We start from the raw sequence: 23011 nt of genomic DNA, 5'->3' as shown, positions 1-23011 counted from the left end.
GTTACCCCGGACTGGCCTCCTGGGCTGGCGGGGAAGGCCGCTACGGGTCGTTGGTCGAACTCGATCTGATTCCTGACAATTCGTGTGCCACCGCATCGAATGCGCGCAGGGTGTCTAACATGTGCGGCTCATGGGGGTGCGGCTGGGTGGACAGCTTGGCGGCGACCACCTCCGCGGCGCGGTTGACGTAGATCAGCTGGCCGCACATGCCCACGCACAACGCGACATTGCTGCCCGGGTAGGGAAACCACACTTGGTTGCGGTACATCCCGCCGGGCATCGGGTTGTCGTCGGGGCTGGCGGCGAACGCCTGACGCGAGTCGGGGCCGCCGTCGAAGGTGTCGGCGATCCAGGCCGCGGGCACCACTTGCTGGCCGGCCAACGAGACACCGTCGCGTAGGTACAGCGACCCGAACCGGATCATGTCGGTCAGACAGGCGCTGATGCCGCCGTCGAATATTCCGGTGCCCGCCGCGCCGGCTACGTCTAGGGCGATGGTGGCATCGCACTGGGCCCCGATGCGGCTCCACAGTAGTTCCGACATCAGTTCGGGCATCGGCTGTCCGGCCGCGGCCTCGCAGATCCAGCCGAGGACGTCGGTTTCACACGAGCGATATTCGAACGGGCCGCCGTGCGCCGACTTCCGCCGCAAGGTCAGCAGGTAGTCGCGCAGCGTGGCGGGCAGGTCCGGACCGCGTTTGGGCGCCCACCCGATCACCTGCTCGCGCACGTGAATCTCGGCGGCCGGGTCGTCGTAGTTCTCCGAGAAGGCGACACCCGATCGCATGTCCAGCAGGTGACGCACCGTCGCGCCGGCGTAGCCGCAGTCCGCCAAGGCGGGCACGTACGCCGTGACCGGCGCGTCAAGCTCGATCGCCCCGGCCCCGTGCAGCGCGCCGACCACGGCCGCCACCAGCGACTTGCTCACCGAGAACAGCAGGTGGCGGGTCCGGGGTCCCAGGCCGTCGAGGTACTGCTCGGCCACCAGCGCACCGCGATGCGCGACCGCCCACCCGTCGGTAGCGGTGGCGGCCATCACCGCGCCCACGGTGGTGGCGATCCCGTCCGTGCTGGTCAAGCCGATGTCGGCGATCGGCGCACTGTCCGCGGGCAACGTCACGACCGGCTCGGTCCCGCGCGCGATGACCGCGGTCGGCATGAAGTCTTCGACGTGCTGGAATGCCCAATGCGAATACGGCGACGACAGCCAGTTGTCCAGTGCGAGACCGGCCGGGACGCCGCCGCTCACGCCCGTGCGACGAGCCGCGAGACGATCGGGGCGGCGGGCGTCAGCGGCGTCGAGGCGAACTGCGCCTTGAGGCCGTCGATCCAGCGCCGGCCGCGCTCGGTGAGCTGGTAGTCGTCGGTCTGCAGGTGCCCGCGGGTGACCAGCACACCGAGTTGGGCGCCCTCGCAGCGTAGGTCGCCAGGTGCGGCGACCCGCATGTAGAAGGCCTCGGACTCGTCGAGCATCGTGGCCCAGTCGTTGCCCTGGCGGGCAAAGGAGACGCGCCCGTCGTGGTTCAGGCGCCACATCCCGGTGCGTGGGGTTGCGGTGAAGAGCTCGAGGTCCGGCGAGGTCTCCGACATGATCAGCTGACCCCAGACCTCGTCCTCGCCGTAGCCCCGCTCCCAGCGCGAGTTGATCGCCTCGATGTCCAGCTCGTAGTCCACGTCCATGTACTCGAGCAGGTGGAAGAGGAACAGTGGCATGTCGGCGTAGGCCTCGGTGGTCAGGTTCGTCATCGGGCTTGCACCGGAGAGGCGCGGGTTCACCTCGCCGAGGTAGAGCTCGTCGGCGTCCAGGTCGTGCAACAGGTCCACCTCGAAGTAGCCGCGGTAGCCCTCGCGGCTTAGGACGTCGCCCAGCTTTGCCACCATCTCTCGCGCGGCGCGGGTCTGTGCGGGTGGTAGCGCCCCACGCCAAACATCGTTGCCGCACCAGGCGCCCCGGTACGGAGTCAGCTCCGGGTAACCGACCAGGCTCGTCATCGCCGGGCCGATCACGGTGCCGTGGCGGGTCACGGTGGCCTCGATGCACACCTCGACATTGCGGATGCGCTTCATGACCTTGATTTCCGGCTGCCCCACTATGCCACCGGCGCAGGTGTCCCAGTCGCGCTGGCCGCGCACAAAGAACGTTGCGCTGCCGGCGTTGCCATAGGCGGCCTCGACGACGAGGTCGTCTCCCAGCCCTGCGCCGTGCGCGAGCGCCGACAATTCGTCGTAGGAGCTCACCCGCCCGATCACGTGCGGCACGCTGGGTACGCCCGCCTCGTCGGCCAGGCGCGTCATGACGATCTTGGATTCCAGGCGATGACGCAGCTCCGCCGGGGGGTGCATGACCTCGAGCCCCGCCTGGCGCGCAAGCGCCTGGGTCTCTTCGTCCAGCATCACAAAACAGGCCTTGCCACCGGGACCCCTGTTCTTGATGAACTCGAGTGTCTCGGGATCACGCAGCAGGTGGTTCCACACATCCCCCATGCCGTCGAAATCCCTGCGGTCGCGCCGCCGGGGCACGAACACGCGCGAATGTTCGCCCTCGAAAGAGTCGTAGTAGGTCAGGTAGAAGAAGTTTCGGATCCAGCGATAGATGCCCAGCAGGTTGAACGGCGTCGGCGAGATGAAGTACAGCGGCACGGTGTTGTTGTGAAAGAACGCGCGTACGTCCGAAAGGCCGTTCAGCACGCGGCGCGGCTGGGGCTCAGGCTCGCGGGCGGGCACGATCACGCCAGCCGCGATGACGTCGACGCCGGTGCCCGGCGCAGGGACGGAGGCGCGGGCGGGGGCGTTGCGGTCAGCGCGACGGCGGCGAGCTCACATGGTTGCATGGCAAAAGTCTGCACCCGCCCATGGCCGCGTGCACGGCGTGGGTTGGGCTTGCCGAGATCGCGGAAGAACCGGCCCTCGACGACGTTCTCGACCGTCTAGCGGCACTGCCGCGCCGGGATCTCGGCGCGAGCGCAGCCGAGCTTGTTGACGAGGCTCGATCTGAGTGATCGTGTTGGACGCCTCGGCGGCCGTCGAGCTCATGCTCGCGACGCCGGCGGGTGCGGCGGTCGCCCGGCGCTTGCGGGGCGAAACCGTGCACGCCCCTGCACATTTCGATGTCGAGGTGATCGGGGCGATACATCAAGCGGTCGTGCGTCAGCTGATCAGCGATCATGAAGGACTCGTCGTGGTTGTCAACTTCCTTAGCCTGCCCGTTCGGCGTTGGCCGTTAAAGCCATTCACCCAGCGTGCCTACCAACTTCGGTCCACTCATACCGTGGCCGATGGAGCCTACGTCGCCCTCGCCGAGGGCCTCGGCGTACCGCTTATCACTTGCGACGGGCGACTTGCCCAATCCCATGGCCATACTGCGGAGATCGAGCTTGTCGCCTGATCTACCGCGGAACCTGTCAACGTTTCTGAGACACGATTTTCGGGGATTTATTGAGGCGGCTGGTCCTCCTTTGGTGGTGGGTTGATCGCGCTGAAGGCCGGTAGCGCGGGTGGCTCGGGTGGTTTGCGAACGAATCCGCTCGAGGTGGTCTCGGTAGGCGGTGTCCAGCACGGTGGCGCGGTCATACCAGCGACGAAGCGGCGCGAGCCGCAGTGGAAGGTCTCAGCGGTGCTCTGGGGATTTGACCGGGTTGCTGTACCGGTTGCTGTACATACCCCTTGGCGGTACTGCCTCAGCGGCAGCCGAGGACCGCCAGCAGGGCGGTCTACCTGCGGAAACGTAAGTCGGGCTGACAGGATTTGAACCTGCGACCACTTGACCCCCAGTCAAGTGCGCTACCAAACTGCGCCACAGCCCGGTGCCACCGGCGACACCACCGGCGGCAGGTCGAAAGCCTACCGCAGCCGGCCTGCAAACCCGGCCACGCCCTACGCCTTGTCGACGAACTACCGTCCGCCGTAGGCCAGGTATCCCAACGCCAAAGCTGCGGCCCGCTCCACGTAGGACACCAGGTCCCAGGCCCCAACGAGCTTGTCGCACAACGCTTCTGTCATTTGCGATCCTCAGTGCCGTTGAACCACGCGTCTACCTTCGAAACCCAGGCCAGCAGAGCACCGGCCAACTCGGCTTCACGGCCGTAGAACCGCTGCGCGGGCACCGGCACACTCACCGCCACCAACTCAACCGACACCCCCCGTAGCACCGCGCCCACCGCGCAGATGCCTTCGGTCTGCTCCTCACGGTCGTAGGCGACACCGTCCACCCGGATGCGATTGAGCTCGTCCCGCAACGCCGCGCGGTCGGTGATGGTGTTCGCCGTCAGCGGCGCCAGTCGACTCGGCAGCGCGCGGGCTTGCCGCTCGGGCGGCAACGCGGCCAGCAGCGCCTTGCCGTTGGCGCAGCAGTACAGCGGAAACGACTCCCCCACCGCGCTCACGGCCCGCAGCCGCCGCGGCGGCACGACCTGGTCCACGAAGTCCGCCCGATCCCCGTCCAAGATCGACAAGTCCACCGTCTCGTCCAGCTCGCGCGACAACTCCGTCAAGAACGGGTGCATCTCCGTGACGACACCCAGCCGTACTGTGGTGGCCATCCGCGTGATCTCCGGGCCCAGCCGATAGGGTCCCCGGGCCCCGCGCGAGGCCACCAGCCCCTCGTCCTCCAGCGCGTTGAGGATCCGGCTCACGGTCGAGCGGGCCATGCCCACCCGCTCGCCGATCTCGGCCTGGCTGAGACCGCCGGGGTGCGCCTGCAGCACCCGCAGCAGTTCGGCCGCCCGCGCGATCACCTGGATGCCACCACTGCGGGTGTCCTGCTCTTCGGCGGACACAAGCGAGCTCCTCTCAGGACGTGCCGGGCAGCTGCAGCGCCGCCTCGGCTTCTTCGACCGAGGCGATCGGCAGGTCCAAGGCTTCGGCGAGACGTATCGTGCGCGATACCAGCGCCAGATTGCTCGGCGCCAGCTCGCCCTTGCGCAGGTACAAGGTGTCCTCCAAGCCGACTCGGGCGTTGCCGCCCAGCGCCAGGCCCATGGCGGTCAGTTCCATGTTGGCCTTACCGATCGCGATGACTTGCCAGATCGCCCCGTGGGGCAGCCGGCGCACCATCGTGAGCAGATTATCGGCGGTGGCGGCCATTCCGCCCCGAACCCCGAGCACGATGCTGAACTGCAAGGGTTCGGCCAGCAGGTCTTCCGCCCACAGTCGCAGGCACGCCTCCAAATGCCCGGTGTCATAGATTTCCAGTTCCGGTTTGATGTCCAGTTCCCGCATCCGTGCCGCCAACCGACGAACCGCTTGCGGCGGGTTGCGGAATTCGCCCGCGCCGAAGCTCATCGAGCACGGATTCAGCGTGGCCATCCGCGGGCGCAACTCGACCAGTTGCTCGCGCTGCTCGAAGGGCACCGTCAAGCCGACCCCGGTGGACAGCTGGATCAGGATCGGACACCGCTCGCCGATGAGGTCCATGGCCCGGCGCGCGATGTTCGGATCCGCTGTGGGCCTTTCGTTTTCGTCGCGCAGGTGGATGTGGGCCACCGCGGCACCGGCATGGTAGGCCTGCTCGACGGCTGTCGCGATTTCCTCGGGGCTCGTCGGCAACGCCGGGTTGTCGGCCTTGGTGGCGATGGGGCCGGTGGGTGCGACGGTGATGACGATGCTCATTCGCACCGCTCCTCAGCATCGCTTCGCTCTGCATCGTCGCCGGTGCAGCTCATCACGCCACCTCGGCAACCGGGTGCGCGACGGTCACCAGCAGCAGCGCCTGACGATCCGTGCGGTTGTGTATCGATCGCAGTTCGCCTTTGGCGAGGTGCACGCTGTCGAGCCAGCCCAACACGGTTTCGGCGCCGTCGACGGTGACCACCAGCTCGCCGTCGAGCACGACGTAGACGGTCTCCTCCCGGGTCGGCGCCGGCTCGGCCGTCCCGCCGGGCCGATAGACCGACAGCCCCACCCAGAATCGCTCGGTGCGCCCCGCCTCGCGGCCCTGCAACCGCATGGTGGACACCTCGTGATGCGCCGGCGCCACATACCTGGGGGCCTGCGACGCTCGTGTCAGTTTCATCAGGCCGCCTTTCCGGTCTCGATGCGATAGCTCCCGGTGGGGTCGACGATCGCCACCAGCCGCACGATGCAGCCGTCGCCACCCACCCAGCGCCACGGGAACGCCGAGAAAGTGACGCGCTTGCCGGTGACCTTGTCCAGGTCACCGCCGACGTTTTCAAAGCCGTAGATGCCCTGCGACAGGATCGCCCGATGGCACGGTTCCCAGTCCGGGAAGTCGTCGAGCACCTTGCGGCCGGTCTGCGCCTCGTATTCGCATACCGCCCACGGCAATAGGCCGCCCTGTGCCTCCGCGGGACCGTGCGGGGCGATGGCCGTGGCCAGCGGATGGTCCAGGGCCTGGGTGTCGGTGCCGACCGCCTTGACGCCTTTGGCCGCAAACCACTCGCCCGCTTTCTTGTCGAAGCCCGGGGAATAGGCGTAGTACTCGGCGCTGTCGGCGTATTTGTGGTGCCAGCCGGTGTTGACGACGACGATGTCACCGGGCCGGATGTCGGGGGTAGCGTTTTGCAGATCCTCGGCGGTGACCATCCCCCATTTGCCCTTCGGGATCGAGACGACGACGCCGGTGCCGAAGAAGGCGCTCAGCGGGATCTCGTCCAGAAACGGTGTTCCTTCCACCACGTGCGCCGGCGCGTCGATGTGGGTGCCGGAATGCATGACGGTGGTGATCTTTTGGGTCAGCACACGACTCTTGGCCATGCCGTGGAGTCGTTCGATCTGCACGTCCTCGAAGTACGGCCAGGCCGGCGCGCCGTGTCCCCAGGGGTGGGACAGGTCGTAGAACTCCAACGTCGATTCGGCGGCACCAAGGGGCCAGGCGAACGTCATGGCTATGTCCCCCTTCCTTTTTCGTTGGCTTGGAGTTGCGCGGCGATGTGCTGGGCAAGTCGGGCGGTGGTGGCCTCGCGGGCTCCTGCGGGCCAGTCCAGAAAGCCGTGACCGGTGCGCGCCCCGAGTTGCCCGGCGGCGACCAGTTCCCGCAGCAGCGGGCTGGGGTGCGGGTCGTGGTTGAGGCTCGGGATCACCGCGTCGTGGATGGCCAGGGTGAGGTCCAACCCGATGTAGTCGGCGTTTTCCAGCGGCCCCAAGGTGGCCAGTCGCAGCCCAATGGTGTTGCGTACCACGAGATCTACCGTCTTCGGGTCGCAGACACCCTCGGCGACCAGCGCGATCGCCTCGCGCCACAGCGCGTGCTGCAGCCGGTTGCCGATGAAACCCGGCACGTCGCGCCCGACCCGCACCGGCAGCTTGCCGACTTGGGTCAGCAGCGCCACGACGCGATCCGCCGTATCTGGGGCGGTGCGCGCGCTGGGCACCACCTCGACCACCGGGATAAGATCCGGCGGGTTCCAAAAGTGTGTCCCGATCACCCGGCTGCCGTCCTCGACCCGTTCGGTGACAGCGCCGATCGGCAGCACCGAGGTGTTGGTGGCCAGCACCGCGTCGGGCGCGAGTGTCGCCAGCCGTTCGAAGATTTCCTGCTTGACGGCCAGGTTTTCGACGACGGCCTCAATCACCAGGTCGGCGTCTGGTATCACCGCGGCTAGGTCGGCTGCCGCGGCCACCGAGCCACGGCCAGCACCGGCTACCCGGGCGGCCTCCACCGCCGCGGCGCGGAGAATCTCAGCGTTGGTGTCGGTGATGGCGACATCCAGGCCCGCCGAGGCCAGCACACCGGCGATGCGCCGGCCCATCAGCCCGGCACCCACGACGGCGGCACGGGAGAACCCGTGGGAGGTCAGCATGCGGTGTACCCGCCGTCCAGATACATCACCTGGCCGGTGTAGAAGCTCGAGGCGTCGCTGAGCAGATAGATCAGGGCGCCGACGAAGTCTTCCGGTTCGGCGAAGCGGCGCAACGGGATCCGGGCGAGCATCGCCTCCCGGGTGGCCCGGCCCTTCTGATCGTCGGTGAACATCCACTCGGTCACCGCGGACCGAAACACCGTCGGCGCCAGCGCGTTCACCCGAATACCGTGACCGCCCCATTCGGCCGCCAAGGTCTTGGCCAACAGATCGGTGCCCGCCTTCGACGGGCAGTACGCGCTGTAACCGGCGGCATTGCCCAACCCGCCGCGAACGGACGACACCAGCACCACGCTGCCGCCCTGACCCTGCTCGAGCAGCACCCGTCCGGCCGCCCGACACACCAGCCAGGCACCCCGCACGTTCGCGTCCATCACAGCGTCGAAGTCCTCGACGGCCATCTCGGTAATGGGCGCCACATGGTTGCTGCCCGAGGCCACCAACACTCCGTCCAAACGGCCATGTCGGCCCAGGGCCGCCTCGACCATCTGCTGGGCATCGGCCAGGCTGTCCGGCCGGCAGGTCACGACGGCGGCGTCGTCGATGCCGGCGCCGTTGACCAGCTCGGCCAGACCGGCCGAGTTGCCGCCGGCCAGTGTCAGCCGCGCTCCCGCGTCGGCCAGCGCCCGGGCGGCAACTCGGCCCAACGAACCGGTCGCGCCGGTGATCAGGATCGACTTGTCCTGCACGCTGAAGCGCGCCAGACCCAGGTTCGGCACCTGCTGAGCCAGCGCCATTTCCTCCCACCTACTCCCGCAATACGGTACTTATCACCCGTTATACGAGAAAGCGTAAGCGCCGAGCGCTCCGGTGTCAACACCTAAATCCCGTAATGCAGCTGAACATAGCCGCATTGTGGGACGGCAGAACCGGCCCCGCTGTCCCTCCCCGGTTACCCGGGTCACACGTTCGAGGTGCGCTCAGCGGCGCTTGCCGGCCCGCTTCTCTCGCACCCGCACGTTGACCCGGATCGGGCTGCCGTCAAACCCGAACGTCTCACGCAGCCGCCGCTCCAAGAACCGCCGATAGCCGGCCTCCAAAAAACCCGTGGTGAACAACACGAACGTCGGTGGCCGCGCGGTGGCCTGGGTCGCGAACAAGATGCGTGGCTGCTTGCCGCCGCGCACCGGCGGCGGTGTGGCCGCCGTCACCTCTGTGAGCCAGGTGTTCAGCGGGCCGGTCGCGATCCTGGTGTCCCATGACGCCAGCGCATCCTCCATGGCCGGCACCAGCTTGTGCACCGCCCGGCCCGTCTTGGCGGAGATGTTGACCCGTTGCGCCCAGCGCACCTGCACCAGCTCTCGGTCGATCTCGCGCTGAAGCAGCTCGCGCCGGTCCTCGTCGACCAGGTCCCACTTGTTGTAGGCCAGGACTAGCGCCCGTCCGGCCTCGATGACCATCGATATCACTCGCAAGTCCTGTTCGGTGAGCGGCTGCGACGCGTCGATCAGGACGATGGCCACTTCGGCGGAGTCGATGGCGGCGTGCGTGCGCACCGAGGCGTAGAACTCATGCCCACTGGCCTGGCCGACCTTGCGCCGCAATCCCGCGGTGTCGACGAACCGCCAGACGTCACCGCCCAACTCGATCAGCGAATCCACCGGGTCGACGGTGGTGCCCGCCGCCTCATGGACCACCGATCGCTGATCACCCGCGAGTTTGTTCAGCAGGGAGCTCTTGCCGACGTTCGGCTTACCGACCAGCGCCACCCGGCGAGGACCGCCGCTCGCCGACGCGGACTCCCCCACCTCGGGCAGCGCGGCGAGCACCCCGTCGAGCAGGTCGGCCACCCCCCGACCGTGCATCGCGCTGATCGCATGCGGCTCACCCAGGCCCAGCGACCACAACGCCGCGGCGTCGGATTCGCCTTTTTCGCTGTCGACCTTGTTGGCGGCCAAGAACACTGGCTTGCCGGATCGCAACAGGATGCGGGCCGCGGCCTCGTCGGCGGCGGTGGCACCGACACCGGCGTCGACCACCAGGATCACCGCATCCGCGGTGCGCATGGCCACCGAGGCCTGCTCGGCCACCAACCGCTGCAGGCCCTTGGCATTGGGCTCCCATCCGCCGGTGTCCTGTACGACGAACCGGCGTCCGGTCCACAGCGCGTCGTAGCAGACCCGGTCACGCGTCACGCCGGGAATATCCTGCACCACCGCCTCGCGGCGGCCCAGGATCCGGTTGACCAGGGTGGACTTGCCGACATTGGGCCGGCCGACTACCGCCACCACAGGCGCTGCTCCGGACTCCGCGATCTCCGAATCGTCTAGTTGCCAATCGCTTTCGTCCACCCACGTGCCGTCCTGGGTCACCGCACTGCCTCACTTCGCCGCGTGACCAGCTCCAACAGATGGGCGACCACCTCGGCCTCGGTCATATCGCTGGTGTCCACGATGACGGCATCACCGGCGGCTTGCAGCGGTGACACCGCCCGGGTGGAATCGAGGTGGTCGCGCCGGCGCACATCGGCCAATACCCCGTCATAGTCGTCGGCCAAACCCGCCGCGACGTTTTGGGCGTTGCGCCGCCGGGCCCGCGTTTCGGCCGAGGCGGTCAAGAAGATTTTCACCGGCGCATCCGGAAACACCACGGTTCCGATGTCGCGGCCCTCCACGACGATGCTGCCCGGGCCCTCAGCCATTGTTCGCTGCAGCTCGACCAGCCGGGTGCGTACGGCCGGCACCGACGACACCGCGGAGACCGCACGGGTGACCGCGTCACCGCGTATCTCAACCGAAACGTCTTCTCCGGCAAGGTAACAGCTGTCTCCGTCGGGATCGTAGCCTAACGACATCTGCACCGTCGACGCAATCGTCTCGACGGCAGCGATATCGGACGGATCAGCACCGGCACGCAGCACCGCCAACGTCACGATCCGATACATTGCCCCGGTGTCCAGAAAGCGTGCGCCCAGCTCGCGCGCTAATCGCCTTGACACCGAGGATTTTCCGGTGCCGGCCGGCCCGTCGATCGCGACTACCGCTGCGCTTAGGCGACTCACAGGCCCACCGCTTGGTACAGTTGCCCGATCTCGTTCGACCGCAAGGCCCGAACGCTGCCCGGGCGTTGCTTTCCCAGTGACACCGCGCCGATATCGGTACGCACCAATGCCTCCACCGGGAAACCGGCGGCCGCTAGCAGTCGGCGCACAATGCGATTGCGTCCCTCATGCAGCGTTACCCGCACCAACGTCTTGCCGGGGATCGCATCCACTACCGCGAAATCGTCGACGAACGCCGGTCCGTCGTCCAATTCGATTCCCGCTCGCAGCGTTCGGCCCAGCCCACGCGGCACCGACCCCGTCACCGTCGCCAGATACGTCTTGGGCACCTCATGGGAGGGATGCATCAACCGGTGCGCCAACTCGCCGTCATTGGTCAGCAGCATCAGTCCCTCGGTGTCCGCGTCTAGGCGTCCGACATGAAAAAGCTTCTTGGTGCCCCGGACCTTTCGTTCGATCAAGTCGCCGATGCACGGGCGGCCGCGATCGTCGGACATGGTCGAGTGCATGCCGCGCGGCTTGTTCAGCGCCAAGTACACCAGCGAGTCGTCGAGCACCACCCTGGCCCCGTCGACACGGACCACCGCGACCTGAGGGTCGACCCGAGTACCCAACTCGGTCACCACGTGCCCGTCCACTTCGACGCGGCCGTTGACGATCATTTTCTCGGCAGCCCGCCTCGACGCAATCCCGGCCTGGGACAACACTTTCTGCAGGCGGATGCCCCGGGGCTCCCGGGACTCTTCCGGCTCGGCCATCAATCACGGTCCACGTCGAACGACAGCGTCTGCTCGGACGCCAGCTCACCGGTGAGTTTGATGAAACGTGGCTCACTGTCCAGGGATTCGCTCAGGTCGTCAATTGTGTCGACGTCGGGAAGCAGCGGTGCGATATCGGGCAGCTCCGACAGCGACGTCAATCCCAAGCGCTCCAGGAAGAGCTCGGTGGTGGCGAACGTCACCGCGCCGGTATCGGCGTCGGTACCAACTTCGGTGATCAGGCCGCGGGCCAACAGCGTACGCATCACGGCGTCCACGTTGACCCCGCGCACCGCACTAACCCGCGCTCGTGTGACCGGCTGGCGGTAGGCCACCACGGCCAGGGTCTCCAGCGCGGCCCGGGTGAGCTTGGTTCGCGCGCCGTCCAGCAACAGCTTCTCGACATAGGGCGCGAATCGGGCGCGGGTGTACATCCGCCAACCCTCGCTCGTGTGGCGCAGGTCGATGCCGCTGTCACGCCCGGTGAGCTCGTCGGCCATCAACTGTAGCTTTGCCGCGACCCGGTAGACCGGCTGTTCGGTGGCCGCGGCCAACGCCTCGGCTGTCACTGGGGTGTCGATCACCAACAGCAGCGCCTCTAGCACACGCTTAAGCTCGTCGGCATCCAGCTCCGCGGGCTCAGCGATATCCGGGATGCCATAGCTCGGATCGTGTTCGGGCATATGTTCGGTCACAAGCGCCGCTCCTTCTCATCGCTGCGCTCTGCATCGTCACCGGTCCACGAAACCTGGAGCGCGCCAAGCGGCTCTGACTGCTCGAATGCTACCGCCCGGGTCCGATACAGTTCGAGCAGCGCCAGGAAGCGCCCGACGATCTCGATGGGCGCCGTGCAGTCGGCGACCAGTTCGGAAAATGACGCCCACTGGCCGCTGCCCCGCGCTTTCAGCATCGCCAGCAAGTGTTCGGCCTGCTCGGGAACCGAGACCATCAACTCGTGCAAGTGCTCGGTGGCCACCGTCGGGGCTGGCCGCGGGGTCAATGCGATCGCAGCGATTTCGGCGAACCGGTGAGCGTCAACGCCGAGCATTACCTCGGGAAGCAGACCGACGAACCCGTCCTCCAACGACACCGCCCGTGGATAGCTGCGCAGCGCGGTGGCCTCCAGTTCGGCGAACATCTCTGCGACGTGCTTAAACGCCCGGTATTGCAGCAGCCGGGCAAACAGCAGGTCGCGTACCTCCAGAAGCGCGAGGTCTTCCTCGTCGTCGACCTGTCCGGCTGGCAGGAGCCGGGCTGCTTTGAGATCGAGCAAGGTTGCGGCGATCACCAGGAACGCTGTGGTCTCCTCTAGTTCCAGCCGAGCGCCGATCGCTTTGGTGTAGGCGATGAAGTCGTCGGTGACCTGGTGCAACGCCACTTCGGTGACGTCGAGTTGGTGCGCAAAGATCAGCTGCAGCAGCAGGTCGAACGGCCCCTCGAAGTTGGTCAGCCGGACCCGAAAACCAGCCGAGTAGCTGTTCTCGGGTGCCGCCCCACCGTTCGCCAGGCTGTTCTGAAGGCCGTTCACATGCCAAATCGGTCGATCAACTCGCGAGCCAGCGCACGGTAGGCCAGGGCACCCGCCGACTTCGGCGCCCAGGTGGTAATGGGTTCGCCTGCGACGCTGGTCTCCGGGAAACGAACCGTGCGGGTGATCACGGTGTCAAACACTAAGTCACCGAACCGTTCCACGACACGGGCCATGACCTCTCGCGAGTTGACGGTCCGCGGATCGTAGCGGGTGATGAGGATTCCGCTGATATCCAGCTTCGGATTAAGCCGGTCGCGCACCTTATCGACGGTGTCGGTGAGCAATGCCAGGCCGCGCAGCGAGAAGAACTCGCACTCGGTCGGAATTATCACGCCGTCCGTGCAGGCCAGCCCGTTGACGGTGAGCAGGCCCAGCGACGGCTGGCAGTCGATCAGCACATAGTCGTAGCGGTCCAGCACCGGGTACAGCGCCCGGGCCAAAGTCTGCTCGCGACCCACCTCGTTGACCAGTTGGATCTCCGCCGCGGACAGATCGATATTGCTGGGGACCAGATCCATGTTTTTCACCCGGGAGTGGATCAGCACGTCGTCGATCGACACCCGGGGCTCCACCAGCACGTTGTGGATGGTCTTGTCCAGCTCGTAGTGCGGCACGCCCAGGCCCGCGGACAGCGCTCCTTGCGGATCCATATCCACCAGCAGCACCCGCCGGCCATACTCACCGAGCGCGGCACCCAGGTTAATCGTCGACGTAGTCTTCCCGACGCCACCCTTCTGGTTGCACATCGCGATGACCTTGGCCGGGCCGTGCGAGCTGCGCGGCGTGGGGTCAGGGATTGCCCGTGGTGGCCGTCCGGTGAGGCCGATCCCGTTGCCGGTGTCGGGGTGGTCGGTCATACCCGGTCGTGGCTCGTGGTGACGGGCGTCAGGGGGGACATCGCAGGAAAGTCTAACGGCTACCGACGCCTGGCCCGGGAGACCCGCAGGCAAATCAACCAGCCAATGCGTCAGGCGGATTCGAGGACGGTTCTCAGCTTGTCGCGTTGCTCGTTGTCGGCGAGTGCGGTGAGTTGGCTTTCGAGGTGTGGGGGGATCCGCTTGATGCTTACCGCGACGCCGTCCTTCTCGGAGTGGTCGATGAAATACAGCAGGGCCCGGGCACCAGAGGTGTCGAGGTAGGTGACGTGCTGGAGGTCCAGCGACACGTCCTCACGACCGTCGCGCAGGGAGCCAAATACACCGTCGACGGACAGGAACGACAACGGACCGTCGATGCGATAGGTGCCGGTGTCGTCCTGGGTGACCTTGGCTTTGCGTTGCCGGGATCGGAGCCTATGGACCAGCAGCGAGAGGGCGATTCCGACCATCACCGCGATGGTGAGGTCGACGACAACGGTGATGATCATCGTCGTGAACATGACGATGACGTCGCCCCTGGGTGACACATGCGCTTTGCGCATGGCGTGCCAGTCGAACATGCCGACGGCAACCAATATCAGTATCCCCGACAGCACGGCGAGCGGGATGTACTGCACCACGGCACCAAGCCCGGCAACGAAAACGAACAAAACGACACTGTGAGTGGCCGCCGACAGGGCGGTCTGACCACCATTTCTGACGTTCACCACCGATCGGACGGTCGCGCCGGCACCGGCCAGCCCGCCGAAGAGCCCGGCGGCGATATTTCCAATCCCCTGGCCGATCAGTTCTTTGTTGCTCCGGTGCCGGGTGCCCCTGATGTTGTCCATGACCAGCGACGTCAGCAGTGAATCGAGGGATCCCAACAGCGCGATGGCCACCGCCGACAGCAGCACCTGCAGCATTGTCGAATTGGCGACTTGCGGGAAGTCGAAAGACGGCATGGCCTGTGGGATCTCGCCGATGTAGTCGACCGTCCTGTTGATCGAGACCGGCCCAGCGCGCAGGTCGCGCAGCCATGGCGCCGCGAGCGGCAGCACCGAGCTGACCAGAACCAGGACGAGCAGGCTCGGTGGAATCGCTTTGATAAACCGGCCGCTAGCCAGCAGCAGGACGACCGTTACCAACACGAGCAGGGAGCTGCTGCGCACCTGATCCAGCTGGGTCATGATGATGAGGATCGCGATTCCCCCCATGAATCCAGAGATCACGGGGTGGGGCACGTAGCGGATGAGTGAACCGAGCCGGCACGCCCCGAACAGGATCTGAAAGACGCCGGCGAGGATGAACGCGAAGAAGGCACCCTCGAGTCCGTGTTCGGCGATGGTGGCGGTAGCGACGACGGTGATGGGGCCGGTGGGGCCCGTCACCTGTCCGGGTGTCCCACCGAACACGGCCGCGAAGAATCCGGCGAAGATGGCGCCGTAGAGCCCGATGAGCGCACCTTGGGACGTTCCGGTGGCGGTAATGCCGAACGCGATCGCCAGCGGCAGCGCAACGATCGCGACGGCCACTCCCGATAAGAGCTCTCTAGCGATTCGTTGTAACACCAGGCGAGCACCTTACTAGCCGAGCGAATCCGAACCCAACCCGCAGCGGGCCAGGTTGCCGACCAGACTTACCGGCACTCCCTGCGGCAACCATGCCGCAAGAGGATGAATAAGGCAACCCCTGCCGCTCAGGCCACCGTTGCCTGGACGATGATCGGCTACACGCTCGCGATAGCCGCTGTGAGCCCATGGCAAGTTGGCCCACCGATCGGTTTGGTACCAAACGCTCTACATGGGCTCGCTCGCAGCGTTCAAGCTTGGCTGGCTGCTATCCGCGATGGCACCAAACGTCGTTCTGCTCACCGCATTTCGGGTGCCGCAGGGCCTCACCATGTTGACCGTGTTCGCCACCGGCCAGGCTGGGCAGCACCGCTGCCGAACCTTTCACGTAACGCCCTGAGCGCCACAGCGATCCGGCAATCGAGAAAAACGCCGCGCACTAGCTTGTAGCTCAGAATCTCCGGACCGAGTAGAGCCATGGCGATCGGTCCGTGCGGTGGGCTTGCCGGATATGCCGGTGCGCTCCTTCCGGGCTTTCAGCGTCCACATGCGCGAGCTGCGGCAGGTCGGCGTTATCGGTAGTGCCCAGGCATTGAGAATTGCGTCACATCCGGGTGGCGGGCAGCCGTCGTCTGCAACGAGGCCGACGGTAGGCGATGGGTGAGGCCATGGAGGGCAAATGTCCCCATGGTGTATCGAATACGTACCCTCTTACTTCGTCGGGGTCGCATCGGCATTCGCCTTGCCCGCCTGTGCATTCACCACGATCGACCCGGTTGCTGACATGCATCGGGACGGTGCGTCGCCCGAACCAGGACGCCGGACGTTACCAACAGTAACGATTATACCCCTATGGGGTATTAACACGCGCGTCACACGGCCGAAACCTTTTTTGCAGAAGATCTCTTATGGAGATTAACGTGCTAGGTCACTGTTGCCCTAGTCATAGCTATCGTATCGACGACGGTGTCGAGCCAGCCCACCCATAACGAGGCGGTTTTCGATGACCCTCGATGTCCCGGTCAACCAGGGGCATGTCCCCCCGGGCAGCGTCGCCTGCTGCCTTGTTGGGGTCACCGCCGTTGCTGACGGCATCGCCGGGCATTCCCTGTCCAACTTTGGGGCGTTACCTCCCGAGATCAATTCGGGTCGTATGTATAGCGGTCCGGGATCCGGGCCACTGATGGCTGCCGCGGCGGCCTGGGACGGGCTGGCCGCAGAGTTGTCGTCGGCAGCGACTGGCTACGGTGCGGCGATCTCGGAGCTGACAAACATGCGGTGGTGGTCGGGGCCGGCATCGGATTCGATGGTGGCCGCCGTCCTGCCCTTTGTCGGCTGGCTGAGTACCACCGCGACGCTAACCGAACAGGCCGCGATGCAGGCTAGGGCGGCCGCAGCAGCCTTTGAGGCGGCTTTTGCGATGACGGTGCCCCCGCCGGCGATCGCGGCCAACCGGACCTTATTGATGACGCTCATCGATACCAACTGGTTCGGGCAAAACACGCCGGCGATCGCCACCACCGAGTCCCAATACGCCGAGATGTGGGCTCAAGACGCCGCCGCGATGTACGGCTATGCCAGCGCCGCGGCACCCGCCACGGTTTTGACTCCGTTCGCACCACCGCCGCAAACCACCAACGCGGCCGGCCTCGTCGGCCACGCAACAGCGGTGGCCGCGCTGCGGGGGCAGCACAGCTGGGCCGCGGCGATTCCATGGAGCGACATACAGAAATACTGGATGATGTTCCTGGGCGCCCTTGCCACTGCCGAAGGGTTCATTTACGACAGCGGTGGGTTAACGCTGAATGCTCTGCAGTTCGTCGGCGGGATGTTGTGGAGCACCGCATTGGCAGAAGCCGGTGCGGCCGAGGCAGCGGCCGGCGCGGGTGGAGCCGCTGGATGGTCGGCGTGGTCGCAGCTGGGAGCTGGACCGGTGGCGGCGAGCGCGACTCTGGCCGCCAAGATCGGACCGATGTCGGTGCCGCCGGGCTGGTCCGCACCGCCCGCCACGACCCAGGCGCAAACCGTCGCGCGATCGATTCCCGGTATTCGCAGCGCCGCCGAGGCGGCTGAAACATCGGTCCTACTCCGGGGGGCACCGACTCCGGGCAGGAGTCGGGCCGCCCATATGGGACGCCGATATGGAAGACGACTCACCGTGATGGCTGACCGGCCGAACGTCGGATAGCCCACCGAAAACCCGTGACGAGGTAAGGAGTTCATAGCGATGGATTTTGGGGCGTTGCCACCGGAGGTGAACTCCGGGCGCATGTATTGCGGCCCGGGCTCGGCACCGATGGTTGCCGCAGCGTCCGCGTGGAACGGGCTGGCCGCCGAGCTCAGTGTGGCCGCCGTCGGCTACGAGCGGGTGATCACGACGCTGCAAACCGAAGAATGGCTGGGTCCGGCGTCGACGTTGATGGTCGAAGCGGTCGCCCCGTATGTGGCGTGGATGCGAGCCACCGCCATCCAAGCTGAGCAGGCAGCCAGTCAGGCGCGTGCGGCGGCGGCCGCTTACGAAACCGCGTTTGCCGCCATTGTGCCCCCGCCGCTGATCGCGGCCAATCGCGCGCGGCTCACGTCGCTGGTAACGCATAACGTGTTCGGTCAAAACACCGCATCAATCGCGGCCACCGAAGCTCAATACGCTGAAATGTGGGCCCAAGACGCCATGGCCATGTACGGTTACGCGGGCTCCTCGGCAACCGCGACCAAAGTGACGCCGTTTGCCCCGCCACCGAACACCACCAGCCCATCCGCCGCGGCGACGCAGTTGTCCGCAGTCGCCAAAGCCGCCGGCACCTCAGCCGGCGCGGCGCAGAGCGCAATAGCGGAACTGATCGCCCACTTGCCCAACACGCTGCTGGGCCTCACCTCGCCCCTGTCGTCCGCGTTGACCGCCGCAGCGACCCCGGGGTGGCTGGAATGGTTCATCAACTGGTATCTGCCGATATCACAGCTGTTTTACAACACCGTGGGTTTGCCATATTTCGCCATTGGTATTGGCAACAGCCTTATTACATCGTGGCGGGCGCTGGGATGGATCGGTCCCGAGGCCGCCGAAGCTGCCGCCGCGGCGCCGGCGGCCGTCGGCGCCGCGGTTGGCGGTACCGGACCCGTATCCGCGGGTCTAGGCAACGCGGCCACCATCGGCAAGTTATCGGTACCGCCCAACTGGGCAGGGGCCAGTCCGAGCCTAGCCCCGACCGTGGGTTCGGCCTCCGCACCCCTGGTCAGCGATATCGTCGAGCAACCGGAGGCCGGTGCGGCGGGAAACCTGTTGGGCGGCATGCCGCTAGCCGGTCCGGGCACCGGTACGGGGGGTGCGGGTCCCCGCTACGGGTTCCGGGTTACGGTGATGTCCCGGCCGCCGTTTGCCGGATAACGCGAGGCCTTCCCTACCCCAGAACTTGAGGACGCCATATATGCCGGACGATATCGCGGCTGCCGACCCGACAGACACCCAGCCGCACCTGCGTCGGGACCTTGCCAACCGCCATATTCAGTTGATCGCGATTGGAGGCGCGATCGGCACCGGCCTATTCATGGGATCTGGGCGAACGATCTCGCTCGCCGGTCCGGCGGTCATGGTGGTCTACGGGATCATTGGGTTTTTTGTGTTTTTTGTGTTGCGCGCAATGGGCGAGCTGCTGCTGTCGAACCTGAACTACAAGTCGTTCGTTGACTTCGCCGCCGACCTCCTGGGCCCGGCGGCGGGCTTTTTCGTGGGGTGGTCGTACTGGTTCGCATGGGTGGTCACCGGGATCGCAGACCTCGTCGCGATCACCGGCTATGCCAGGTTTTGGTGGCCCGGCTTGCCAATCTGGGTCCCGGCCCTGGTCACGGTCGCCCTGATTCTCGCTGTCAATTTGTTCAGCGTCCGCCACTTCGGGGAGCTGGAGTTTTGGTTCGCATTGATCAAGGTCGCTGCCATCGTGTGCCTCATCGCCGTCGGCGCGATCCTGGTGGCAACCAACTTCGTCTCCCCTCATGGTGTGCACGCGACCATCGAGAACCTGTGGAACGACAACGGGTTCTTCCCAACGGGTTTCCTGGGCGTGGTCAGTGGCTTTCAGATCGCGTTTTTCGCATACATCGGTGTGGAGCTCGTTGGCACCGCCGCGGCTGAGACAGCGGACCCGCGCCGCACCCTTCCCCGCGCGATCAATGCCGTGCCGTTGCGGGTCGCGGTGTTCTACATCGGTGCCCTGCTGGCGATCCTGGCCGTCGTGCCGTGGCGGCAGTTCGCCAGTGGCGAGTCCCCGTTTGTGACGATGTTCTCCCTAGCCGGACTTGCCGCTGCGGCGTCGGTCGTCAACTTCGTCGTGGTCACCGCAGCGGCCTCGTCAGCGAACTCCGGCTTCTTCTCCACCGGGCGAATGCTTTTCGGCCTCGCCGACGAAGGCCACGCTCCGGCCGCTTTCCACCAACTCAATCGCGGCGGCGTGCCCGCACCCGCCCTGCTGCTGACGGCTCCGCTACTGCTGACCTCCATCCCGCTGCTCTATGCCGGTCGGTCGGTGATTGGGGCGTTCACACTCGTCACGACGGTCTCATCCCTGCTGTTCATGTTTGTGTGGGCAATGATCATCATCAGCTACCTCGTCTACCGTCGCCGACACCCACAGCGTCACACCGACTCGGTGTACAAGATGCCCGGTGGCGTGGTGATGTGCTGGGCCGTGCTGGTGTTTTTCGCGTTCGTGATCTGGACACTTACCACCGAAACCGAAACCGCAACCGCGTTGGCGTGGTTCCCGCTATGGTTCGTGCTGCTCGCCATGGGTTGGCTCGTCACCCAGCGCCGGCAGAGCCGCCGCAGCTTTGGTTTTCACTGCCAGGTCGTCGGGGTTCGTCAGCAGCTCGGCCGCGGTATGGCCAGGCTTGCAATGAAAATCCACGCGCGGCCCAAACTCCGAAGTGCGGTCGTCGTCGAGCCAGTGTCAGCAGGTGAACCAGGTGCCCGCAGGTCCGCGAAATCTGTGCGTAAGCTAGCGAGCGATGATTCGCAAAGCGCGCATTGCCCCGTTGCGGTGGTCGGTCTGGCGGATGGCGGCCGGGATCCGCAATATCACCACGACGGGCCAGATCGGTGATGGACGCGAAGCGGCGGCCGTCGACTATGTCCTCGCCCACGCCGGGGCCGGCAACATCGACGACGTGCTGGCCACCATCGACAAGTTCGCCTATGAGAAGTCGATGCTCATCAACGTCGGTGACGAGAAAGGGACGCTGCTCGACGCGGCGGTTCGGCGCGCCGACCCGGCATTGGCGCTGGAGTTGGGCACCTACCTCGGCTACGGCGCGCTGCGGATCGCCCGGGCCGCTCCGGAGGCCAGGGTGTACTCCGTCGAACTCGCCGAAGCCAACGCCAGCAACGCCCGGCGAATATGGGCGCATGCCGGCGTCGATGACAGGGTGGTGTGCGTGGTCGGCACCATCGACGACGGTGGGCGCACCCTGGACGCGCTAACCGAGCACGGATTCGCAACTGGCACACTCGATTTTGTGTTCCTCGACCATGACAAGAAGGCTTACCTGCCCGATCTGCAGAGCATCCTAGACCGGGGCTGGTTGCACCCGGGCTCGATCGTGGTTGCCGACAATGTCAGGGTGCCCGGCGCGCCGAAGTACCGTGCATATATGCGCCGGCAACAAGGCATGTCATGGAACACCATTGAGCACAAGACGCACCTCGAATACCAGACCCTGGTGCCCGACTTGGTATTGGAGTCCGAATACCTGGGTTAGTCGACGGTTAGTCGTCGATTGGTCATCGCGTGCGGTTGCGGTGTGGCTGCGGATGGCTGTCAGACCGAGTCGATACGGTGCGGCCATGCATTCCCTGATGTATCCGTCGATCGACCTCGATGACGCCCCAATGTGATCCAGCAGTTCAACGAGCGCAACGCGCCGGTTTTCCTCATCAGCCTCAAGCCCGCGGCTTCGGGCTGGACCTCAAACCTATTCGCCAGCGTCGTCGACGACGGCAACGCCTTCGGCTCCGTACCCACCGTCGACGACATCCGCGGACTACTCGCTTGAGCGGGCCGGAACGTGTCAAGGCCGGGGCTACCTGCACGCCGTCGACTACGCGAAACAGCGCGTCAGAGCTGACCACCGTGACCACCCATCGCACGTGATGTCTTCATCGCCTCATGTTGCTGGATGTCTCCGAGCCGACCATTATGCTCGCCGAATAGGCGTGGCCTCGCGGCTGGCGATGCTCCTGAATTCAACTGCACCACATTGGATTAACCCACAATCAGCATGGCATCGGCCGGCTAACCGTGATAGTATTCGAACATGTATTCGAGTAGCCGGGAGGAGGCCGTCGCCGCGTTCGACAACCTCGACACCGCCCTTAACCGGGTCCTGAAGGTCTCCCCTGACGACCTGACCATCCCGGAATGCCTGGCAATGCTGCAGCGCTGCGAAAAGATCCGTCGGCGCCTACCCGCCGCCGAACACCCCTTCATCAACAAACTCGCCGACCAAACCGACCAAACCGAACTGGGCGGCAAACTACCCTTCGCCCTGGCCGAACGGCTACACATCAGCCGCGGCGAAGCATCCCGACGCATCCATGAAGCCGCCGACCTGGGCCCACGCCGCACGCTAACCGGCCAACCCCTGCCCCCGTTGCTGACCGCCACCGCCGCCGCCCAACGCGCCGGCCACCTCGGCCCCGCCCACGTGCAGGTCATCCGCTGCTTCCTGCACCAGCTACCCCACCATGTGGACCTACCCACCCGGGAGAAAGCCGAAGCCGAGCTGGCCACCCTAGGCGGCCGGTTTCGCCCCGACCAACTACACAAACTAGCCACCAAACTCGCCGACTGTTTGAACCCCGACGGCAACTACAACGACACCGACCGCGCCCGCCGCCGCAGCATCATCCTGGGCAACCAAGGCCCCGACGGCATGTCGGCGATCAGCGGCTACCTGACCCCCGAAGCCCGCGCCACCGTCGACGCCGTGTTGGCCAAGCTGGCCGCCCCCGGCATGGCCAACCCCGCCGATGACACCCCCTGCCTGGCCGGCACCCCGTCACAGGCCGCGATCGAGGCCGACACCCGCAGCGCCGGCCAACGCCACCACGACGGCCTGCTGGCCGCGCTGCGGGCCCTGCTGTGCTCGGGGGAGCTGGGCCAACACAACGGGCTACCCGCGGCCATCATCGTGTCCACCAGCCTGACCGAACTGCAATCACGCGCCGGCCACGCGCTGACCGGCGGCGGCACCCTGCTGCCCATGAGCGACGTGATCCGGCTGGCCAGCCACGCCAACCACTACCTACGTATCTTCGACCACGGCCGCGAGCTGGCCCTCTATCACACCAAGCGGCTAGCCTCACCCGGACAGCGAATCGTCCTCTACGCCAAGGACCGCGGCTGCTCGTTCCCCAACTGCGACGTACCGGGCTATCTCACCGAGGTGCATCATGTGACGGACTTCGCCCAAGGCAGAGTCCCG

General features: G+C 66.0%; 22 protein-coding genes, 1 tRNA gene and 2 pseudogenes. 9 read left to right on the top strand and 16 right to left on the bottom strand.

Going from position 1 to position 23011, the window contains the following annotated elements:
- Positions 1-40 precede the first annotated feature (40 nt).
- Both MCAN_RS09080 and MCAN_RS09075 read right to left on the bottom strand, forming a co-directional pair.
- Positions 41-1249: a serine hydrolase domain-containing protein gene (locus MCAN_RS09080; RefSeq protein WP_015288142.1), complete on the bottom strand. Its 1209-nt coding sequence runs from the start codon at positions 1247-1249 to the stop codon at positions 41-43.
- Complete coding sequence (locus MCAN_RS09075; RefSeq protein ID WP_014000899.1) at positions 1246-2730, bottom strand: biotin carboxylase; 1485 nt, start codon at positions 2728-2730, stop codon at positions 1246-1248. The genes MCAN_RS09080 and MCAN_RS09075 overlap by 4 nt, the downstream gene beginning before the upstream one ends.
- A 149-nt stretch (positions 2731-2879) precedes the next feature.
- On the opposite strand from MCAN_RS09075, the pseudogene MCAN_RS22380 reads away from it, so the two are divergent.
- A pseudogene (locus MCAN_RS22380) lies at positions 2880-2999 on the top strand (FitA-like ribbon-helix-helix domain-containing protein); the annotation flags it as partial.
- Complete coding sequence (locus MCAN_RS09065) at positions 2996-3385, top strand: type II toxin-antitoxin system VapC family toxin (protein WP_014000898.1); 390 nt, start codon at positions 2996-2998, stop codon at positions 3383-3385. The pseudogene MCAN_RS22380 and the gene MCAN_RS09065, both read left to right, overlap by 4 nt.
- Before the next feature lie 344 nt (positions 3386-3729).
- Here MCAN_RS09065 and MCAN_RS09060 read toward each other — a convergent pair.
- The 14 genes from MCAN_RS09060 to MCAN_RS08995 form a co-directional block, all read right to left on the bottom strand.
- Positions 3730-3803 (bottom strand) — tRNA-Pro (locus MCAN_RS09060).
- 192 nt (positions 3804-3995) lie between these two features.
- Entirely contained in the window at positions 3996-4775 is a 780-nt protein-coding gene (locus tag MCAN_RS09055) for an IclR family transcriptional regulator (protein WP_014000897.1), read from the bottom strand.
- 13 nt (positions 4776-4788) lie between these two features.
- Complete coding sequence (locus MCAN_RS09050) at positions 4789-5607, bottom strand: BKACE family enzyme (protein WP_014000896.1); 819 nt, start codon at positions 5605-5607, stop codon at positions 4789-4791.
- A gap of 52 nt (positions 5608-5659) precedes the next feature.
- Positions 5660-6010, bottom strand: a complete 351-nt coding sequence (locus MCAN_RS09045; protein WP_003898986.1) for a beta-D-galactosidase — start codon at positions 6008-6010, stop codon at positions 5660-5662.
- Complete coding sequence (locus tag MCAN_RS09040) at positions 6010-6840, bottom strand: cyclase family protein (protein WP_014000895.1); 831 nt, start codon at positions 6838-6840, stop codon at positions 6010-6012. Before MCAN_RS09040 ends, MCAN_RS09045 begins: the two co-directional genes overlap by 1 nt.
- Positions 6841-6842: 2 nt before the next feature.
- Positions 6843-7757, bottom strand: coding sequence for a 3-hydroxyacyl-CoA dehydrogenase family protein (locus tag MCAN_RS09035; RefSeq protein ID WP_014000894.1), 915 nt, complete (start codon positions 7755-7757; stop codon positions 6843-6845).
- A complete protein-coding gene (locus MCAN_RS09030; RefSeq protein ID WP_041180076.1) occupies positions 7751-8554 on the bottom strand; it encodes an SDR family NAD(P)-dependent oxidoreductase in 804 nt (267 codons plus the stop codon). The genes MCAN_RS09035 and MCAN_RS09030 overlap by 7 nt, the downstream gene beginning before the upstream one ends.
- Positions 8555-8737: 183 nt before the next feature.
- The gene (der, locus tag MCAN_RS09025) at positions 8738-10129 is read right to left on the bottom strand and encodes a ribosome biogenesis GTPase Der (RefSeq protein WP_003898984.1); all 1392 of its coding nucleotides are present in this window, start codon (positions 10127-10129) and stop codon (positions 8738-8740) included.
- On the bottom strand, positions 10126-10818 hold the full coding sequence (gene cmk / locus MCAN_RS09020) for a (d)CMP kinase (protein WP_003408441.1): 693 nt from the start codon (positions 10816-10818) through the stop codon (positions 10126-10128). The genes der and cmk overlap by 4 nt, the downstream gene beginning before the upstream one ends.
- The gene (locus MCAN_RS09015) at positions 10815-11579 is read right to left on the bottom strand and encodes a pseudouridine synthase (protein WP_014000892.1); all 765 of its coding nucleotides are present in this window, start codon (positions 11577-11579) and stop codon (positions 10815-10817) included. Before MCAN_RS09015 ends, cmk begins: the two co-directional genes overlap by 4 nt.
- On the bottom strand, positions 11576-12271 hold the full coding sequence (scpB, locus tag MCAN_RS09010) for an SMC-Scp complex subunit ScpB (RefSeq protein WP_014000891.1): 696 nt from the start codon (positions 12269-12271) through the stop codon (positions 11576-11578). The genes MCAN_RS09015 and scpB overlap by 4 nt, the downstream gene beginning before the upstream one ends.
- Positions 12268-13104 (bottom strand): segregation/condensation protein A, encoded by an 837-nt coding sequence (locus MCAN_RS09005; protein WP_014000890.1) that lies wholly within the window; start codon positions 13102-13104, stop codon positions 12268-12270. Before MCAN_RS09005 ends, scpB begins: the two co-directional genes overlap by 4 nt.
- A complete protein-coding gene (locus MCAN_RS09000; RefSeq protein ID WP_031652244.1) occupies positions 13101-13964 on the bottom strand; it encodes a ParA family protein in 864 nt (287 codons plus the stop codon). The genes MCAN_RS09005 and MCAN_RS09000 overlap by 4 nt, the downstream gene beginning before the upstream one ends.
- Before the next feature lie 110 nt (positions 13965-14074).
- Positions 14075-15535: a SulP family inorganic anion transporter gene (locus tag MCAN_RS08995; protein WP_014000889.1), complete on the bottom strand. Its 1461-nt coding sequence runs from the start codon at positions 15533-15535 to the stop codon at positions 14075-14077.
- 232 nt (positions 15536-15767) lie between these two features.
- On the opposite strand from MCAN_RS08995, the gene MCAN_RS08990 reads away from it, so the two are divergent.
- The 7 genes and pseudogenes from MCAN_RS08990 to MCAN_RS08965 form a co-directional block, all read left to right on the top strand.
- Positions 15768-15935: a hypothetical protein gene (locus MCAN_RS08990; RefSeq protein WP_003408420.1), complete on the top strand. Its 168-nt coding sequence runs from the start codon at positions 15768-15770 to the stop codon at positions 15933-15935.
- 753 nt (positions 15936-16688) lie between these two features.
- A complete protein-coding gene (locus tag MCAN_RS08985; RefSeq protein ID WP_407635597.1) occupies positions 16689-17723 on the top strand; it encodes a PPE family protein in 1035 nt (344 codons plus the stop codon).
- A gap of 39 nt (positions 17724-17762) precedes the next feature.
- Positions 17763-18920 (top strand): PPE family protein, encoded by a 1158-nt coding sequence (locus tag MCAN_RS08980; protein WP_014000887.1) that lies wholly within the window; start codon positions 17763-17765, stop codon positions 18918-18920.
- Between the two features lie 40 nt (positions 18921-18960).
- Positions 18961-20631, top strand: a complete 1671-nt coding sequence (locus MCAN_RS08975; protein WP_014000886.1) for an amino acid permease — start codon at positions 18961-18963, stop codon at positions 20629-20631.
- Positions 20537-21286, top strand: coding sequence for an O-methyltransferase (locus tag MCAN_RS08970; protein WP_041180074.1), 750 nt, complete (start codon positions 20537-20539; stop codon positions 21284-21286). The genes MCAN_RS08975 and MCAN_RS08970 overlap by 95 nt, the downstream gene beginning before the upstream one ends.
- Positions 21287-21418: 132 nt before the next feature.
- Positions 21419-21580 carry a hypothetical protein gene (locus MCAN_RS22940; protein ID WP_009939761.1) on the top strand — a complete coding sequence of 54 codons (162 nt, stop codon included), beginning with the start codon at positions 21419-21421 and terminating at the stop codon, positions 21578-21580.
- 261 nt (positions 21581-21841) lie between these two features.
- A pseudogene (locus MCAN_RS08965) lies at positions 21842-22999 on the top strand (HNH endonuclease signature motif containing protein); the annotation flags it as partial.
- Between the last annotated feature and the right edge of the window lie 12 nt (positions 23000-23011).

It is taken from the genome of Mycobacterium canetti CIPT 140010059 (assembly GCF_000253375.1).
GTDB lineage: Bacteria > Actinomycetota > Actinomycetes > Mycobacteriales > Mycobacteriaceae > Mycobacterium > Mycobacterium tuberculosis.
The sequence above is the reverse complement of the archived record's forward strand: the minus strand, read 5'-3'. Positions and strand labels throughout refer to the sequence as shown.